Source organism: Salmonella sp. SSDFZ69 (genome assembly GCF_004010755.1).
GTDB classification, from domain to species: Bacteria; Pseudomonadota; Gammaproteobacteria; order Enterobacterales; family Enterobacteriaceae; genus Salmonella; species Salmonella enterica.
Window position 1 is genome coordinate 11,551 of record NZ_CP034832.1, and the last position, 15,941, is coordinate 27,491.

A 15,941-nucleotide genomic window follows, 5' to 3' on the forward strand; every position below is an offset into this window, starting at 1 on the left:
CCTGTTACGCCATCCTCAATGTAATATGTAGAGTTGAGCATGACTTAATTATTACTTTCTCATTAAGTGGCTCTTAAATTGCAAACGGGAAAGTAATATTCCCGAGACGGGAAGGACGCCTTCCTTTTGGTTTTAATCTATGATGCTAAACCGTTTAATCACTCCGGAACAATGCCCGCGTTTAAATGGCTGGCACCAGTACATGATTTATCCATGAATGCTTTTTGATGCACTTTTACTTCAGAATGCTCTTAATTTTTTAAACAAAATTATATTTGAATCCTTCGTGTATAAATTTGCAGACCCTCTCTCAATGTTTTTTTAAAATATTTACTCTCAGGTTATTAGCCAGTAGATTCATTCTGTCATGATTACTCCAGAACTAACCGGAGGAATCACATTATGACCAAATATTATGATCGCAGTGGAATTGAAATCTCCAGCGCAAAAATCCGCTGTGTTGATTCTGTAAAAGGTACTGCGGAATATACTTTTCGTATTCTTTGCGATAAATGCAATGGTCGGGGAGAGCGTAAGCATTTTTATAGAAGTCGCTGTATGGCTTGTAAAGCCACGGGTTACAGCCTCGAAACGACCCGCACTGCTTACACGCTGAATGCGCTGTACCGCATTAATGCTCAAGCTGCCCGCAAAGTGTCAGCATCCTTGCAAAACGAGCGTTTGAGGACTGAAAACGCCCACAACTCTGCGTTCAATGCATGGTGCAGATCTCATCAAAAAATGGTTGATGCAATCACCCAGCAATCCAGCAGTAATAATTTTCTGGAAAGCCTTAAGTCTTCTTTAACCCACCAGCGTCAGTTAAGTGATAAGCAGCTGGCAGTCGCCGCCCGCATTTTAGGGATTCATTAATTCAAAGCCCTTTTAATTTAATTTTAAGGTCAATTATTACGGAGGAACTATGATCCATTCATTTAAAGACAGACGGCTTGAAAAGTTCTTCCGTAATGGAAAAACAACGGCAGGTATTCCTTCTGAAATTATTAACGCGATTCTGTGTCGACTCGAAACGCTGGATAATGTCCAGAGTGAGCGGGAGTTATTATCCAACAGCTTGCGTTATGAACGCTTAAGAATGACGTCAAACCGTTATTCCTCCATTCGAGTAAACTCTAAGTATCGATTATTCTTTGAATGGAATGATGGCGCACATAATGTCCATTTGTCAGCACATGACTATAAATCGCTCATCCATTAAGGTTAAAAATGAAGCTATTTTCAATTTCATCCCGGGATACAAGCATGGACGCGATGTTTTATATCCAGGCCAGTACTAAACAACAGGCAAGTTACATATTTAGTACCCTTTCCCCGAAGCCTACTGCGAACTGCCAGCTTACAGATTTGCAGAATGAGACGGTCGTCCCTTCCATAAGCCCTATTTCGCTTTCACTTAACCCCTGGTCGATCAATTCCCAGTCCCGAACCCGGGAATTGAGTATGGCCACGCATGGTCTTAACCTGATCTGTGCAGTCACGGATGAGCATACCCGTCAGATAGTAGACTTTTGCGATAACCTTGGACAGCAGCTTAAGGATCCGGACGACAAAAGCGCCTGGGTTAAGCTCATTAATTCTGAATGCGCATTGCTTAATTCTCCGCGTTTATATCCCGTTCTGCTGGAGCCGGAGACACCGGCACAATTTGAAATCTTTGTGCCAGCTCCGGAAGATGGCGATCACGACACGGTTATAGCCAGCGTTGTTGAAGAATGTTTCGGAGATGAATGCCGGTACAGAGCAACGGACAAAGCTTTTGCAATGTCGGAAAAGCCAATCATCAGGCTGGAAGCACATTTCAATGACAAACGGGAAAAGGTTTTAGAACTGACCTTTTCCAGTTTCAACCTTTCACTTTCTGCGTCCGTGTATGAACACCAGCTACGTCAGATTTTATTACTTTGCGAAGATTTTGGCGTAAGGCTTCAGGGTAGAGCCGGGGCATCCTGCCACATCAATATGCGCAGCGCTTACCGTCGTCTTGCACATGTCGGCACCGGCTCTCGCCCAGGTGATGGGAGTGATGTGCGGGGCTATACCTCATCTAAAGAGCAAAAAGATGTTAAGGGGCTGCTCGATAAGTCAACCAGGGGAAGTGAGCTTGTACCGGCGAGGCACGGGCAGCAGTTTAACGGTGTCTTAGTGAATGCCACACCCGCACCGGCCACGACGGGTTTTATATACCTGTCGCATGATTTTCCGGAAGGCCAGTTTATGATGACAGCCGAGGTGTTGCATGTTGGAATAACACCGGGCGGGATCTACTACATTGAAACACTGGACGGATACCGGTTTATCGTTACAGCGTTTGAAAAGGGATTAATGAACGGTTTAAGGGAGTTTTTGGCTGTAAATGAGGACTACTTTAAGTATTACCGCTGGTCTTAGCGTCTGACCTGAAACCGGTAGGCCAGGGAAGGCAACCGGGAAAATGCAATTTAACCTGATCCTCTCCCTACCACTACCTTTACCCACGTATAATAGCCCGACCAAATTATAATGCCCGATCACCGCATTGGCTGAAACCACACATATTCTTCTTAGGCCTCGCCTGATGAACTTCGACCACAAGACAAAGGAACGTAACTAATAAATAAAATTTATGAGCTGCACAAAAGTTACTTTTCCATAATGGCGCTTCACTTACATTGTGGTTTCATAATCATTGTTGGTATTTAAAAAGGATGTGTTCAATCTTAAATAAAAGGCGGTGTTTTTTTTCTGAAAATTTGCTGGGAGGTTATTAGCTGGGGGTTGGGTAACAGTATAATAAGTACAGATGAAAAGGAGGTTTTATGAAAACGTTAGACGTGATTTCAACTCAACTCAACTTTAATAATCTGCTGAATCAGGCAGGATATAATCTTTCAGAAATTGTTGTTAAACGCTACAGCGCTGCACCCGCCTTTAACGAAGGGCACTGGTTGTTCATTGCAGAGCAGGATAATCGCTACATTGAAGTGGTCAGTCTTCTTTCAAAGGCATCAGAAAGCGGAGAGCAGCATGTCGATATCTTTATCAATATGTTCGAAGATCCGATTGATGACATTATCTCCCGAAACATTGAACCCAAAACATTTGCGACACTTTATAAATACATTGAACGTATACCTTTTACACCGGACGTAAAAAAAGAATTCTTGAGCAGTATTGAGACTATTAATTTTAGTTAACTAAAAATTACAGATTTTCTTTCACCAAGTTATTAGGTAATGATATCGACCTGGTATCATTACCGTATCATGAATATGGACGGGGACGGGTAAAATGCCTAATAATACTGAAGTCATTAGCTGCGACTTATTTTCAATTCTTTCCTCACTTAATTTTAGTGTTGAGGATATTACAGGGCTAACTCCGGCCAAATTCAGAAAGGGGGCTTTCTTGCATGCAAAAATATCTGCAAGCCAGGCCACGCGAGCAGCTGATATTTCCCTTCAATTACTCACGGATCGTGTTTCAGGTGAAATGAACTACGTAATAGTAATTGGCAGGCACGAAGGGCTCCTGCAAAGCGAAGCAATTGACCCAAACGCTGATAAGCAGTACCGGGAAAACCGTCATTCTCGCCATTTTATCCCAGTAACCGATGCCAATACCAAAGCCCTGAAAAAAACCTGCAAGGTAATGAAAACATATATCAAAGAGCAGGCATTTAAGCCTAACACCTGGGGGCACAATTTCATTAAGGGTTGATTTATTCTTGCCCCGGTGAACCGGGGCAACGCTAAATTAACCTCAACCTGAGCTGGAGGCACAAATGTCTGAAAAACACTTTATCGTAAAGATCCAGAACCGTAACGGCGACCATGAGAAAAGCTATGTTCGTATACTCGTCAGCGATTGTGAGAAAAATGCTTGCCAGACGGCACTGATTTCCGAGTGTGCTGGCGAGGTTGAACAGCTGAGTTTTGAAGACGGTGGGGTTTATGACTACAACGGCGAAAATCACTACAGTGTCAGGAGCTGCGTGGAGGTTGCCCCTGAAGATGTTGCAACTTTGCAACGCTACCTTTAACACCTGCGGCATTAAAAAAAATATCGGGTGTCTGTTACAGGATGCCGCTGTTTTAAACGATGCCTCAAAGATCGCTATCGCTCCTGATGCCTTCATTAAGAGCGGGTTTGTGGTAGGTTCAGCGTAACAAAACTACTGGAATTTTGGTTGCCTCGATGAAGAGCTGCTTTTCTGATTTACCCGTTAAAGACGGCAAGTCCGGAACTTGGAAACTGGACACTTTCGAAATTACCACAGATAAGGCGCTGACCCTCGCCCTTCGTGCCGAGTGTACTGGTAATACAGATGAGTTTATCCCGCCCGGTAGATATCGCCGCTTGTCCAACGGCTGGGATGTGGTGATGTCCAATACCCCGATGGAGATCCGAACCTGCCAGGATTTTATAGAGCGAGCCACCGGGCGGGTGCTCATTAATGGTCTTGGTCTTGGTATGGTGCTCCACGCCATTCTTCAGAAAGACGATGTAACCCATGTCACGGTAATCGAAAAAGAACAGGATGTTATTAACCTCGTTGCAGCCTCGTTTGCAACCGATCTTCGCGTTGAAATTATTAATGCTGATGCAATGGAGTATTGTCCACCAGCTGGCGTTACGTACAACGCTTGCTGGCATGACATATGGACAGACTTCGCAACAGCTAATCTCGCACAGATGGATAAGCTGGAAAGTAAGTACCGGGACATCTGTGACTGGCAGGGATCGTGGGGCAGGGAGGAGTGTGAGCAAAAGCTCATTGAGTTCCAGAATCTTGAGGCTGATTAATCCAACTTGCGAAGGTGTCTCCGCTAAAGGAGCCCGGCTCGCTCTGTGCAAGCCCAGCTGTGCTGCATGATTTGGCAAAGTCTTCAACAAACCAGATCGGTCTGATTTAGTAATCTCACTTCCAACCATCAGGCCGATATAATAACTGTATCCCCATTAGGATGGCTGATGAGTACGATTAATACGGACTTAATTGCGCATATCTACGCTGCCTCCGAATCGCCGTTGACCAACGACGAGCTTTATCGCGAAGTGCAGCGTAAAACTGGCATGTCGGATGCCGAATTGCACGAACTGAAAGAATTTGGGTCAGATAAAACCAGAACCAGCGGCGTCAAACATAAGGTTCGCTGGTTTCAGCAGACTCTCCGTCAGGCCGGGGTCATCGAACGCGTTCCAGAAAAACGGGGCGTCTGGAGATACGCCTCTAAGACGAAAACAAACCTGCATGAGTCATGGGAAAAGCTCTGTGTTGTCGGTTTCTCAACTTCTCTTGGGGCATCGGTTTTTGGAAACGCCTATGCCTTCTTCAGCAATATCACCGAGCAAATTCATCTTTGCCTGACCTCGCCACCTTACCTCCTTCGAAATTCAAGAGACTACGGGCACGGAGGGGGGCGTGGCGAGCAGGCTTATATTGACTGGCTTCTGCGTATCCTCGAACCGATCGTGAAACAGCTTGTACCGGGCGCAAGTGTGGCATTGAATATCACTCAAGATAGCTTTAATAGGGGTAGGCCTTCACGTTCTCTGTATCTGGAGCGTCTGACACTGGCATTATGTGACAAGCTGGGGCTTGAGCTCATGGACAGGCTTCAGTGGGTGAATCGCAGTAAGCCCCCATCGCCAACGCACTGGGCATGTAAGCAACGGGTGCAGCTCTGCTCATCGTATGAGCCTGTGCTGTGGTTTACCAATGATGCGAGTAAGGTTCGTTCAAACAACTTACGTGTACTACAACCGCATTCAGACCAGCATCTAAAATTGCAGGCAGCAGGCGGTGAAAATCGCACGACCTTTTATGGTGATGGGGCGTACCAGCTTAAAAGCGGTTCCTTTGGAAATAAAACAGAAGGAACGATCCCCAAGAATACTTTGTTTTACGGCAATAGCTGCGCTGATACGAGATTTTGCCATTCCATTGCCCGCGAGCTCGGTTTTCCGCTGCACGGTGCAACGTCTCCTACCAGGCTTGCAGCGTTTCTGATTGAGTTTTTGACAGAGCCGGGAGATCTTGTTGTAGATCCCTTCGCTGGCTTGCATAAAGTCCCCATCGCAGCCGAGCGACTTGGCAGACGTTGGCTGGCGACGGACAAAATCATGGAGTGGCTGGCGATTTCCCGAAACCTTTTTACGGCCGCACCGGGATATAAGAGTAACCCCATGCTGGATGAGCTCGCCGAACTGTATCGGACTTAATGCAAGTTAACGGTTTTGATAAAGTGGTTTGAAGCGACAAACGGTTTATTCATTTAGCAGTGGTTCCACCAGAGAATGGCAATATTAACGGCTTAGCATATACCGCTGAGATAATCAGGTAGTCATTCATTTCCGGTTGTCTGTATTAACGAGTGTATTCATTATTCACTTGTTTCTACGATATAGACCCAACAAAAACAAATTGATGGTTGTGATACAGATGTTGTTGGATTAACTAATTTGGTAATTTAGACGGTTTCTAAATTAAAGGTGGACAGATATGAAGTCAGATTCAGAAATGGCTTCTCCTATCGAGTTGCACATTGGCGATCATGTCCAGCGGCATGGTGCTTTATCTGAGGTCATGCATATTGTTGAATCCAAATGCGATATTCCCGGCGGCATCCGGGTAGCAGCATGCATTTGACGGGTTATCGGTAACGTTCCGGGCAATATTCCTCGTGGTTGGCTGGAAACACCGAAGCGTATGGCTGAGCGAGGCGTTAAGTGGGCGACGAGTCTGCCCGGAGGGCTTTACTTTAACATGCAGGGGAACGCACATGCGAAAGTAAGCCGGGTTATTCGTAATGTGACTAACTGAAACTTTTTTCTGAATTGCGGTGTAAAAGTTACTTTTCACCGCGTCGTTTTCCATCACTACTAATTCAGAGTTTTTCTGAAATAAGCAGAGTTAAAGCTAACGATTTATTCAGGCCATTTTATTCTAATCATTATCCTACACTTCAAAAATATGCAATATTTTTTCTTCTGACCTATTAGCCAGAATTCTCGATTCGGTATCATTTACTTACGGTAATTCTTTTAAAAACGAGGTAAATGGCATGCATTCTCAGGATCCTATCACGAAATTAACCCAGACGTTGCAACGCGACGATGGTTCTCAGGTTCGTATTGTAGCGCAGCGGGGATATGGAAGCGGGCTTACAGCCTCGCTTGATGTGTACGTTCTCCGTCGTGATTCCTCTGAAAGCAACTGGTCACTGTGCGGAAAAGATCCTCACCCCGAGTGGAGAAAGATGTCAGTAGATGAGTATCAGAAATTTGGACGCTCAGAAATGCTGCGCTATGCCACACCAGGTGAAATTCTCAGGGTGGCATCCGCTATTGGCCAGCCAATGAGCTTCCTCGATGGCAACCCTGCGTTTTAGCCTGAACCCTGGCGACGCCTTTTAAACCGGCGTCATTCTTTTTACGAGCAACAGACGGAGAAAAAATGAATCTGAACGAACGAAGCACGAGCGCAGCGACGCCAGATTTGAGCCGACTTTATCTCATTTCCGGGCGCATTATGTTTGATGATGATGATCAGGCCTACCCGGTCGAAGCCGATTCCCCTGGTGATGCAGAGGAGGCTTTTCGGCATCATATTGCCGACAGTGCCGACGACTTAGAAAAGGTGATTATAGTTTCCTCTACAAGTTTCGCTTCAGCTCACAGCAGTCGCGTAATTTGTCGGCCTGCCGTGAAGTAATTTCAGCTTCCAATGATATTTCCCTCTTTATAAAAGCCGCCGTCTGGCGGTTTTTATTTGCAAAAATGAATATTAATCCTGAACAATATTAATTTAAGATGAGGTGGTGTTCATATTCTTCTTAATATTTTTTCTAAAAAAACGACTTCAGGTTATTAGTTGGTAGTAGTGTGTTTGTTATGATCTTCTCATCAAATACATTAATTAAATAATCAAGGAGTCAACTGTGGCAGATAATTATACTCTGGCGTCGTTTATTATTCCCTGCACTCAGGAGCAGGCTAAAATGGCACAAGAAGCAATCACATTCGTTACCGAAGCAGAAATTGCAGAAGGTGAGCGTTTGCTTGATAAGCCACTGGCAGATTGTTCTCTGACTGAGAAGCTGATTCTCAGTATTATTGAGAACCACCCTGAGTATGACCCTTCAGAGCCGAGCTTTGGGCAACCATCCTGCCCAGACTGTAATTATGAACTGTCGTTCGCAACAGAAGTTAACAGCAGTGGGCTGTCAGTTTTTCATGGAGAGACTATTGATCTTGACCATGCAATTTGCCTCACAACTGCCGTGCTGTCGGTATTCGACCTCCCGGAAATGGTAACAATTACTGCTGCATTTACATGCAGTAAAAGCCGGACAGATGAATTTGGGGGTATGACTATTCTGGTCACAAAGGATACCCACTATTACCAGGATGGCTGTCAGTTTTCTCGTCTCATGAATGAGGCTCACAAAGCCGGTATCCAGTATGCTCTGTGTAAAGTGACGCATTACCACGGTGAGAGCAGCTATGTGGCAAGCTATGTCCTGAGCTGCGACGTAGCGGATTCAGCCCAGGAGGTCGTTAACAGACGACTGAAGGCATGTGCCGGAAAAGAGCCAGAAGACGGAATCTATATTCTGAGTGAAGAAGACAACACCAGTCTTTCGGTCGAACTCGTTACAGAACTGTCTCCGCTCGATTACGACAAGCTGAGCAAGCTTCTTCCTTCCCTTGACACCCTTTGCGGCGCATAAGCCTGCCTGATAACCGTAGCCACCGGTTCCCCCGGTGGCCTGGAGCCTGCCATGACCAATAAATTCATAGTATCTACCGTTGTTTGCATCAATGACTTTGCAAGTGATGTTCCGCAAAGTGTTTCCTTACGGATAGATACAATGCTTGAACAGCGTATCCGCAAATTGGCGACATACGTGAAAAAAAACGATCTTCAGTTAACTGAGTTTTACTTCTATGACGCTAACTGGTCATTTTGTGGTGAAGATGAAATTCAAGAAATAACAGACCAGGATGAATATAAGCATAGCGATAGCACAAGGCAGGAAGCGATGCTGCGGGAAGTAATGCCATCAGCACGTACGGAATGCCCGGTTATTAGGGTGATGAAAGATTCATTTCAGCTTTCTGCTCTACCACGCCATTGTGGTGATGACATGACTCTTAACACTCCTTCAATTCCGCTGTCTGAGTTGAAAACAAATGTCACGGCTTTTATTACACCACCAACCTATATCTAATAGCTGTGCTGGGAGATTAAATTACAATGGGTTTTTATTTTAAATCTATTTAAGAATTAAATTTGCGTGATTTTGATTTAATATAATTTCGCTAAATGGTTGCGCTGTAGTTATTTTAAAGTTCTAATAAAAATATCAGTGATGCAGCATATGCCGTGGTTCAGGAAAATATATGTTTATTGAAAAAAGTGACTCATTCCTTGAATTACCCTCAGAAGTTATTTTTCCTGAGGCGGCTAATGCTGCCATTTTGAAACATGATAAATGGGCTGATGTTTGGGAGACCCTGACAACCGATGCCGATCTGAACTATACCGATGAAAAGGAGACTGTGAGTCTTTCTTCTCTGGTCACGTCAGCCACATCTGCTATTTATCAGGCTATTACGGACGGATGGACGATGTGCGTGGGATACAGTGGCGGTAAAGACTCCCATTCTCTTCTTCACCTATTTCTGATGGCATTGATCAGGGCAGTACGTAACGGCACAAATATCAGCGAACATCATTTCATTCAGATGTCCGATACGCTGATCGAAAACCCTGAGATGCACTATCAGGCTTCACAGGTTCTCAACCAGCTTAGAATGTTCATTGCTGAACACCAGCTACCGGTCACAGTCCTTGTCGCCCAACCGTCTCTTACGCAGAGCTGGGTAGGCCGCATTCTGACTGGACGTGGACTTCCGACCTGGACTAATTCTTCAACCCGTCAGTGCTCAACCGACTACAAAATCGCCCCCCTGCGCAAGGCCAAAGCTCGTTATCTAAAAAACGCCCCGGCATCCGTACGAAGCAGGGTATGCCTGATGCTGGGCTCCAGGGATGATGAAAGTGCCCGAAGGGCCGGAAATATCCTCAAAATGGGAGGGCAGGCGAGGAAAGTAACCCTGACTGAGCACGGTGGTGAACTCTATCCAGTAAAGGAGTGGCGCACTCAGGACATCTGGTCTTTTCTAATGGCCTGTGGTTCCGAATCCCGCTTCCCTTTACCAAGCTTTATGCCGGATAACTTCAGCCTGGCAACGCTTTATAAAGACGCCACCGGAGAGTGTATCTGGTCGCCGGAGAAACCCACGCGAACCTCAGCTTGTGGGGCTAGATATGGGTGCTCGCTTTGCACAGCCGTAGGGGTTGACCATTCAATGGAAACGCTCCTTCGCACTGACCCTGAGAAATATGGTTATCAGGCAGGCCTAAGTCGTCTTCAGCGATTTCTTTCTAAGATCCAGTACGACTGGAGCCTGCGGGATTATATCGGTCGTAAAGTGTTCGAAGGCGGGTATGTGCGTCTTCAACCCAATATCTTTTCTTCGTCCCTGACTGAACGTCTTTTTCATGTCTGTTGCAGCCTTGATTATGTTGAAGCCAGACGTGCGGCAAAGCATCGCAGAAAGCTACTTTCCGGCGAGGTGGACGATACGGCTTATAACCGTCGTATGGCTGAGCCACAATTTCGGCTTGTACATGAAGCAAACGTGATCCACGTTGATTTCCTCTGGTCGTTGCACTGTTTCAACCCTCGCCCGTTTCGGGCAATTGAGATCTATCGCAGAGTCTGGGAAGAGGCCGATCTGGACCTTCTTGAGGATGAGCCTGACATGCTGCCTGTGGCCCGTACACCAATGCCAGCTCCACTCTGGATGAAACTGCCCGGAGGCCGGTTCGGTACAGCTTATGATGGACTGACTGATACGTTGCCGCTGATGACCTATTTTGACGGGCAGGCTGACCCCAGGGCTTCACGTAGCCTAAAGACCGGAGAGAGCAGTTCTGTCGTCGTGGCATTCGAGGAAGAGGATGAGCTGACTGTTGAAGAAGATACGGCGTCCTGGATTATCTGGCATGAATACGACGGGTTACGCCAGAGCATCGCTGACGGTGAGTTTACTCCAACGACTGCTGCTCAGTATCTTCTTCGTTATGGCGCGGTCCGAATTTCAAAAGGGAAGGGCGCTGTCTATCATCGTCTCGCACAACGGGGACAAACCTTTTCCCGCCTGGGGATAGGCGAAAGAGTGTCGCTTCCAGAGCTGGTTGCCAGTCGGCGTTTTAAAATACTCAGCGATACTGCATACCGTCAGGTTGTAGCCCGGAAATTGCGTGGACAGATAAAAAAGTTCAGATTCTGGGCATGCGTAGCTGCCTGTGTACAGTTGCACGTACACAACAAGACGGCACTCGGAGAAAGAATCTTAACGTTACTCGAAGGTGAGAGGGAACAGCAACAAGGTGCGATCCAGGCGAAGCTGAAGGCGGGAATGATGGATGCAGTTCTAACTCTGTGTAACCAGCGACTCCGGGTGAAAGAAAATACTAACCAGCCAGAGGAGTTCCGCTATTACCGTGCCGTAAGAGCTCGTTTCATGCGCCATTTATCTGAATGCCTTAAGCCAGAAAATGGCGGCGTTATCCGTGACGTTATCTGGGAACTGAGGGTGCTGAGCAGTGCTCACGGTACGACCAAAACAGGTTTTTACTATGTCGATAGCAATCGCCCGACAGCGAAAGGACTGTTAAACCGCCTTCTGATGAGGATGGTCAGGCAGGTCGTATAAGCGTCTGAAACGCGAAACACACGAAAATGAAGGGGTTATACAAAAAAAACTTAGCTTTGATCGTGATGTAATGTGGACATCATGTCCAAGCGTTGCTGCATCCAGAAAAGTAACTTTAATCCTGTTGATACAGCCTTTGCATTACCTGTTTACGCATAGCCTGGAAACGTTCTAATTAAACCAGACAAATATAAATTTAAATTAATTCACTCACCCCCGGAATCGGGGAACTAAACAAAAGGATCATCAATGCAAAATCAAAATACCCCCGCTCAGGAAAAACACACCGTATACCTTTTTAATGCTGAACATGCTGACAAGACAGCCGCCAAGCAAGCCGGGAAACTCTTCACGCTGGACATTGAACACCCAATGACCCTCAACGATCTCTCGCTGCTGTGTGAGTCGGTCGCGGACGCTGTGGGAGCACCTGGCGGTATTAAATATGAAATCACAACAGAGCCTAATGGGGTTCAGGAGGAATACTGAATCAGTGTGGTGTGAGTCCATTTTAATTTGAGGTTTCATGAGTTCTATCGAGAGGCTGAAGTATGACTTTGAAAATGGGAAGTCCCCGGACTTCCAAGCCTGAGGGGCCATTTGTATTAATCACTTTTGAGGGGGACGAATTTCTTTTTGATGACAGACATAATGTCGTCAAGATAAATGGCAGGCCTAAAAAAATGGATGTAAAGCGAAATTATTTTGAGTCCGATCTGGGAGAAGGGAAAGCGAAATACTGGACTTTAAATATCGAAGAGGCTCATCGGTTCAATTCGATTGATGAAGCGACAGAACAACTTTGTAAACTGAATCGCCCTCATCTGATCAAAATTCGCAAAGTTGAGGGGGTATCTGAATGACCAAAGAGATGTTTTTACGCATTTTAAATGAGGCACAGGCTCGTGTGGATAACGATTCGCTTCCGCTTGATGTTCGTATCCGGTCACGCACCACGGTAAATGATTGCGTCATCCGGGCAGATAAAGAGGGGTGGCCTATTGAGTATAAACAGAAGGTCTGGGTAGAGGCAGTCAGTGGCTGTTAACTTCAGCGGTTACTTAAGCCAGCTCCTGTGCCCGTGAGATTAGTAAAGGCGGAAAATGATATGGTCAAGGTGATAAATATCAACGGGAATTTAGTTGAGTTACCTGAGCCCTCAGCAAAGTTATCCAAAGCGGAATCACCTGATGGTAGGTTCTCAAAACCTAAAAATAAGATCTCTAAAATACAGCGAGCTGAGCTGCGAATGAAATTTGGGGGGCGTTGTGCCTATTGTGGTTGCAAGCTTCCTGAAAAAGGGTGGCATGCCGATCATGTTGAGCCTGTTCGACGCGACTTTGAACTGGTGAGAGCCCCGGTCGGCAGCGGCGTAACTCATGTTGCCCGAAGTACGGGTAAGGTTATGCACCCTGAACTGCATGCAATAGAAAACTTATTTCCATCATGCGCTCCCTGCAACCTTTTTAAAGGAGCTTTTAGTGTTGAAGGAATGAGAAATGAAATTACCAAACAGGTTGAACGGGCTCGCGCATATAGCGTGAATTTCCGTACCGCAGAACGTTTTGGTTTGCTTCATATTGTAGTAAAACCGGTCGTCTTCTGGTTTGAGCAGTATAACGAACAGAAACAAAACGAATAATTTCTCAGAGACATAAAACAAGTCAATCAACAGTGGTTAACCAATTAAAAAAGTCTATTAACTATTTTGATGCTGCTGAGGATCTGCCAGTTATATCCATAAAAGGAGAAAATGATGTATCTGCATCTTGTGCCACGTATTCTTCACCATATGAAAAACAAGTGTACTCTCATGTCCGTGTCTGTCCCTGAATTGTCACTTGAGCTTAAAGCTGATTCGCTGGTGGCAATGAAACCCTATCCCAACAAGACCTACCACGTTGGCATGCTGAAGGGGCGACGAGCATTAAATGGCTTTCTGGTAAAGAGCCCACGAACTTTAGCTGAGTTCACAATGATAACGCTCTGGGAAATAGACGGCTTTGGGGAAATTAGTCATACCGTAAAAACGCTCGTTCAGGACAACGACTATGACCTGGTCTCCCACGATGTCCTTTTGGCACATGCATACCATCAGACGGAGGAGGGATTGGGGTACCGTGTTCATCCATCCTATGACAGTTTAGCCCCTGTCGATTTTGAGCCAACAATGCAATCCCGGTACATAAAGGAATCCGACCTTTCTCACGACGTATGGGAAACCTATTCATGGGGGGAATTTCTGCGTTCGCGTGAAGAGACATTTCTGGCGATGACCATTTCTTCTTCTCGTTTAAACCACCCTGCATTTATCAGAGGAAACCGGCTTCCTCAAACTGACCAGGCCATCATTATTAGTTCCTAACTCTGCCTGGAATAAAAGTCAGACGACGGGTCAGATTTCTAGCATCTAATTAAATGAATGCCCGGTAAGCCGGGCTTTGTCTATTCAGCAATCAGCTTCTAAAATATAGTTGCTAACCGAAATTCACTCCTCCAGCTTGTTAGCTAAAGTGCTTACTTATGTATAATAATTTACGTCTGGTTATAAATTTTTTTGAATCATTTAACACAACGTCTTAAGGATACATAATGTATAAGTTCACTCCCGTCCAAATTATTGCTGATTATATACTGAGGTTTCTTAAAAATAATGCGGATGCCAAGCTTTACGAGGCAATGCAGCGGCTTGAAACAAAAATCGGTCAGTTTATCGCTGATGGGGTTGATGAACATCAACTACGCTCTTCATTAAGCAAAGCCAGTCGATCTCGTTCCAGGGCGACTCTTATACAGGAGTGTGAGAAACTTATTTCGTAAAAAGAGCATCATCCGGGAAAGTTACTTTAACGATAAATGGCTCCCTTCTTATCGGTTTAAGTTGACGGCCATCCCTACTAAAGCCATCATAAAGCTTGATTAGCATTCGAGTGTAGCACAACTGATTTTCATAGAGTCTTTATCCATTCTCCAGTTCTCTAACTGTATAGGTTCTATTCATGCCCAATAGCTTCGATAAGCCGCAGACGCGCCCAGCACATAACTCTGATGCCGAACCCTTTTTTCCCAAAAACCTTGGTTCGTTTATAGAGCAGGTGTCCGGAAGAGATCTGGCAATGCTCACAGAATCCGAAAAAGAACAGCTTGCGCACCTAATCAAAATTGGACGGAGATATGGAGTTTCTGTAGCTATCGTTCCCGATACAGACTCTGCTGAGCTTCATGAATTACTGTCTAATGCCGGTTCCATTGAAAGGCAGTTTTCCATCTATGAACGCATCCAGACGAAGATTGCGTTCACACGGTGTCAGGAAGCATAAACAAAGTGAGAAATACAACTACGTGGTATGACGTTGTACATGTTGAAATCATTACAGGCGAGCGAGACGGCAGGATATGGGTGCTGAAGCTCTCCTGTGGCCATACAGTATTTCGTCGAATACCTCCTCTTCGTCTTCATAGCCTCACCGCTTTTTCTCTGCGGGAGCCCCCAGAAAAATGTCGGTGCTCCCTTTGTAATTCGAATCCAAAATAAAACCTTTTTAAGGCCCCAAACTGAATATCACTGGATAAATCAACCTCTACAGCGTTCAATCATAAACGCTAAATTTATATTTCATTCATTCTATTTTAAAAGCGATATAAAAGACGGAATCCGATTTAGTCTGTTTGATGCTTAAATCATCTTTAGTGCCCTTTATCTTTTACACAGCGACTTTAACATTAACCTGAGCAGAAAAGTTGTTTTCAAACAAAGTGCGAAAACTTTCTGCTCAGGTTATTAGCCGGGTAAGCCACTTTGTTATATTTGTTTCACATTAACAGAGGAGGCGATATGCAAATTGAAAAGGTGATGTCATTACTTGAAGTGCTTTCAAGCTGGCTTGAAGATAACATCAATATGGATTCTGAAATTATCTTTGATAATGACGAAGATAATACCAACTCAGAAATTCTGTATCCTGCTGTAGAAAAGGCTAATGCCGTTTTGCGCAAAATGGCATCTTTATCTTCAGATTCTGTTCATGCAATTCGACAGCGCTTGCAGCTTGCCGTAGAAGGCAAAGCTGAATTGTCCCTCAAGGATGTGGGAGAGCTTCTGCTGGCAACAAAGTATCTGATGTTGTCCACTGAAGAGGGAGAGTAAGCCT

At 45.3% G+C, this 15,941-nt stretch carries 22 protein-coding genes; all 22 read left to right on the forward strand.

The annotated features are described in order from the left end of the window. The first annotated feature begins 402 nt into the window (after positions 1–402). The 22 genes from EOS98_RS23185 (at position 403) to EOS98_RS23285 (ending at position 15,937) form a co-directional block, all read left to right on the forward strand. A complete protein-coding gene (locus EOS98_RS23185) occupies positions 403–873 on the forward strand; it encodes a hypothetical protein (RefSeq protein ID WP_000170638.1) in 471 nt (156 codons plus the stop codon). 49 nt (positions 874–922) lie between these two features. Then, on the forward strand, positions 923–1,219 hold the full coding sequence (locus EOS98_RS23190) for a type II toxin-antitoxin system RelE/ParE family toxin (RefSeq protein ID WP_000581857.1): 297 nt from the start codon (positions 923–925) through the stop codon (positions 1,217–1,219). Between the two features lie 242 nt (positions 1,220–1,461). Further along, positions 1,462–2,409: a flavin reductase gene (locus EOS98_RS23195; protein ID WP_164846946.1), complete on the forward strand. Its 948-nt coding sequence runs from the start codon at positions 1,462–1,464 to the stop codon at positions 2,407–2,409. A gap of 407 nt (positions 2,410–2,816) precedes the next feature. Continuing rightward, a complete protein-coding gene (locus EOS98_RS23200) occupies positions 2,817–3,194 on the forward strand; it encodes a hypothetical protein (RefSeq protein WP_000853477.1) in 378 nt (125 codons plus the stop codon). A 94-nt stretch (positions 3,195–3,288) separates the two neighbouring features. Next, entirely contained in the window at positions 3,289–3,717 is a 429-nt protein-coding gene (locus EOS98_RS23205; protein WP_001133498.1) for a hypothetical protein, read from the forward strand. Positions 3,718–3,781: 64 nt separating this feature from the next. Then, the gene (locus tag EOS98_RS23210; RefSeq protein ID WP_001290637.1) at positions 3,782–4,039 is read left to right on the forward strand and encodes a hypothetical protein; all 258 of its coding nucleotides are present in this window, start codon (positions 3,782–3,784) and stop codon (positions 4,037–4,039) included. Between the two features lie 155 nt (positions 4,040–4,194). Continuing rightward, positions 4,195–4,803 carry a hypothetical protein gene (locus EOS98_RS23215; protein WP_000833773.1) on the forward strand — a complete coding sequence of 203 codons (609 nt, stop codon included), beginning with the start codon at positions 4,195–4,197 and terminating at the stop codon, positions 4,801–4,803. Positions 4,804–4,971: 168 nt separating this feature from the next. Next, positions 4,972–6,222 carry a site-specific DNA-methyltransferase gene (locus EOS98_RS23220; protein ID WP_000104323.1) on the forward strand — a complete coding sequence of 417 codons (1,251 nt, stop codon included), beginning with the start codon at positions 4,972–4,974 and terminating at the stop codon, positions 6,220–6,222. Positions 6,223–6,502: 280 nt separating this feature from the next. Beyond that, positions 6,503–6,649 carry a hypothetical protein gene (locus EOS98_RS24650; protein WP_001426334.1) on the forward strand — a complete coding sequence of 49 codons (147 nt, stop codon included), beginning with the start codon at positions 6,503–6,505 and terminating at the stop codon, positions 6,647–6,649. A 415-nt stretch (positions 6,650–7,064) separates the two neighbouring features. Next, complete coding sequence (locus EOS98_RS23225; RefSeq protein WP_000556022.1) at positions 7,065–7,391, forward strand: hypothetical protein; 327 nt, start codon at positions 7,065–7,067, stop codon at positions 7,389–7,391. A gap of 65 nt (positions 7,392–7,456) precedes the next feature. Continuing rightward, positions 7,457–7,714, forward strand: coding sequence for a hypothetical protein (locus EOS98_RS23230; RefSeq protein WP_042634392.1), 258 nt, complete (start codon positions 7,457–7,459; stop codon positions 7,712–7,714). A 226-nt stretch (positions 7,715–7,940) separates the two neighbouring features. After that, on the forward strand, positions 7,941–8,732 hold the full coding sequence (locus EOS98_RS23235) for a hypothetical protein (protein WP_000774870.1): 792 nt from the start codon (positions 7,941–7,943) through the stop codon (positions 8,730–8,732). A gap of 51 nt (positions 8,733–8,783) precedes the next feature. Beyond that, entirely contained in the window at positions 8,784–9,233 is a 450-nt protein-coding gene (locus EOS98_RS23240) for a hypothetical protein (protein WP_000182314.1), read from the forward strand. Positions 9,234–9,405: 172 nt separating this feature from the next. Next, positions 9,406–11,790 (forward strand): phosphoadenosine phosphosulfate reductase family protein, encoded by a 2,385-nt coding sequence (locus tag EOS98_RS23245; RefSeq protein ID WP_000469466.1) that lies wholly within the window; start codon positions 9,406–9,408, stop codon positions 11,788–11,790. A gap of 249 nt (positions 11,791–12,039) precedes the next feature. Continuing rightward, a complete protein-coding gene (locus tag EOS98_RS23250; RefSeq protein ID WP_001180999.1) occupies positions 12,040–12,279 on the forward strand; it encodes a hypothetical protein in 240 nt (79 codons plus the stop codon). Between the two features lie 62 nt (positions 12,280–12,341). Next, complete coding sequence (locus EOS98_RS23255; protein ID WP_000172889.1) at positions 12,342–12,653, forward strand: hypothetical protein; 312 nt, start codon at positions 12,342–12,344, stop codon at positions 12,651–12,653. Beyond that, positions 12,650–12,838, forward strand: coding sequence for a hypothetical protein (locus EOS98_RS23260; protein WP_000159618.1), 189 nt, complete (start codon positions 12,650–12,652; stop codon positions 12,836–12,838). Before EOS98_RS23255 ends, EOS98_RS23260 begins: the two co-directional genes overlap by 4 nt. 60 nt (positions 12,839–12,898) lie before the next feature. After that, complete coding sequence (locus EOS98_RS23265; protein WP_000241454.1) at positions 12,899–13,432, forward strand: HNH endonuclease; 534 nt, start codon at positions 12,899–12,901, stop codon at positions 13,430–13,432. Between the two features lie 111 nt (positions 13,433–13,543). Then, on the forward strand, positions 13,544–14,155 hold the full coding sequence (locus tag EOS98_RS23270) for a DUF6012 family protein (protein ID WP_077248242.1): 612 nt from the start codon (positions 13,544–13,546) through the stop codon (positions 14,153–14,155). A gap of 227 nt (positions 14,156–14,382) precedes the next feature. Then, complete coding sequence (locus EOS98_RS23275; protein WP_000276410.1) at positions 14,383–14,610, forward strand: hypothetical protein; 228 nt, start codon at positions 14,383–14,385, stop codon at positions 14,608–14,610. A gap of 179 nt (positions 14,611–14,789) precedes the next feature. After that, the gene (locus tag EOS98_RS23280) at positions 14,790–15,110 is read left to right on the forward strand and encodes a hypothetical protein (RefSeq protein ID WP_001133831.1); all 321 of its coding nucleotides are present in this window, start codon (positions 14,790–14,792) and stop codon (positions 15,108–15,110) included. A 515-nt stretch (positions 15,111–15,625) separates the two neighbouring features. Beyond that, positions 15,626–15,937, forward strand: coding sequence for a DUF957 domain-containing protein (locus tag EOS98_RS23285; protein WP_001165367.1), 312 nt, complete (start codon positions 15,626–15,628; stop codon positions 15,935–15,937). Positions 15,938–15,941 lie beyond the last annotated feature (4 nt).